This window comes from Actinomyces sp. HMSC075C01 (genome assembly GCF_001812965.1).
In the GTDB taxonomy this organism is placed as follows: domain Bacteria; phylum Actinomycetota; class Actinomycetes; order Actinomycetales; family Actinomycetaceae; genus Actinomyces; species Actinomyces acetigenes.
The window spans coordinates 1-1852 of record NZ_KV810986.1 but is presented as its reverse complement, the minus strand read 5'-3'; the positions used below and the strand labels follow the sequence as shown (position 1 = coordinate 1852).

At 63.6% G+C, this 1852-nt stretch carries 2 protein-coding genes; both read left to right on the top strand.

From position 1 onward, the window contains the following. The first annotated feature begins 969 nt into the window (after positions 1-969). The gene (locus HMPREF2883_RS15470) at positions 970-1194 is read left to right on the top strand and encodes a transposase family protein (protein ID WP_256277348.1); all 225 of its coding nucleotides are present in this window, start codon (positions 970-972) and stop codon (positions 1192-1194) included. A 408-nt stretch (positions 1195-1602) separates the two neighbouring features. After that, on the top strand, positions 1603-1852 hold a 250-nt coding region (locus tag HMPREF2883_RS15060; RefSeq protein WP_176747153.1), incomplete at its 3' end, for an IS110 family transposase.

The window sequence follows — 1852 nt, the reverse complement described above, 5'->3', positions numbered from 1 at the left end:
AGCCGACCCGTAACGCTCTGACCTGTACAGATGCCAATGGCTCTCGACCGGCTCGTCGCCAAAGGCGCCCCATACGGACACGTTCCCGCCGGCCTCGCCTCGCACCCGAGCGCTTCCGAGCCCCAGGCCGCCTTACCCAAATCGACCGAACGGTGACCAAAATGTAGTCTTGGATTTTTGACCTAGGCGCACCAGTACCATCGGGCCCCAGTTTCCAGCCGGTCGCCTAGTATCCCGCGTCTCGCCCCGATCCCCATCGCCAACATCCCTTGCTTCCTGCTATCCCGGAAAAAAACGGCTTGCGAACTGGCAAAGACGTCGCCGTTAGCGGCTTCAACATGATCGACCTTATCTCCCACATCCGCGGCACGACCCGCGAGGGCGAGGCTGTTGAGACCCTCGACCTCCGCATGAACTGCGGAGGAAAGGGCGAAAACCACGCCATCACCGCAACTCGCCTGGGCTCACAGACCCTCATGCTCACCCGGGAACGACGCTTTCACTGCCAACACGGTGGATAACTTCGCCCACAACGGTATTGATACCGCCCAGGTCCCGACCACTGAGGCATCCAGCGGTGTTGGCCCAAGACGCTCAAGCTCCCACCGTGGGAGGGCATCCCGGCTCTCGAGTGTTAATGTCAACCGCGGTTGACGAGGGCGACGCCCCCTCAAAACGGTTGAGGCCCCAAGGTTGAGGCCCCAAGGTTGAGGCCCCAAGATGGTTGGACTCCCGCAATCGACCGCATAGTCCAGGAGGCTTATTCATGGGGGTGTTTAGAATGTTTTAAAGGGGTGTGTGTCGCTAAGTAAGGTGGCGTTGCTCTTGGGAGAGTTTTGGTGTCTAAGTCGACTCAACGTAGTGGCACGAGGATCACTTGCATCGAGGTTGTGGACCTGTGCGAGAGGATTTACACAGAGAACCCCGATTTGCCGGTGGTCGGGGCCCGGGTGCTGGGCCTGTTCCTGTGTGCGTCTGGCTCTGACCACCCTGGGGCGCAACCTGCCCCAGGCGCTGCTCGCCGTGGCCTACGACGTCTCGCAGGCCACCGCCTCACGCATCATCGCCGCCTACACGCCCCTGGTCGCCACCGCCCTCCATGAGCGCGTGCCGACGGGAGGACCTGGATTTCACAGCCCAACTGATCATCGATGGCACTCTGTTTCAGTGTTGGTCCTGGGCCGGCCATCCTGAACTCTACTTAAGCATAAGACCACGGGACTCAATGCGCGGCTCGCCTGCCCCCGTTACCTTGTTGGTGGTCCCGGGTGGTAGGTGCCGGGGGCTGGGCCGGCTGCTGTGGGCATGATGTCTTGTCCCCGTCTGTGTTAATGATCCGGGGGGTGAAAGTCGCCTGTGGCAGTCGGGCGCTGGTGACTGCTGATAAGGGGAACGACCCGCCGCAAAGCGGTAGAGGTCTTTCGCAGGCGTGGGTGCGGGGGCCGGTCGTCCACCGGCTGGCCCTGCACCCACGCAGCGAGAGGCGGCAGGAGAGATGGATATCGAGGACATCGAGGTCTTCATCGGTACCGGGCGTCGGTAAGGCAGAGCACTGGGCCACGGCCCTGAGCCGGGACGGGCCGGAGGGTCCTCGACAGGGCCCTGTCCAACGACGAGGAGCGCCTGCGGCTCTCTACGAGAAGCTGGTCGATCACGGGAGCATGCTGGTGGTGGTGGACCAGCCTGCCACCATCAGGGGCCCTGGCGGTGGCGGTGGACCAGGACATGGGCATCACCGTGGGCTACCTGCCCGGACTGTCGATGCGCCGCATCGCCGACCTGGCACCGGGTAGCGCCACGACCGACGCGAAGGACGCTGCCGTCATCGCCGGCGCGGCCAGGAGCATGCCCC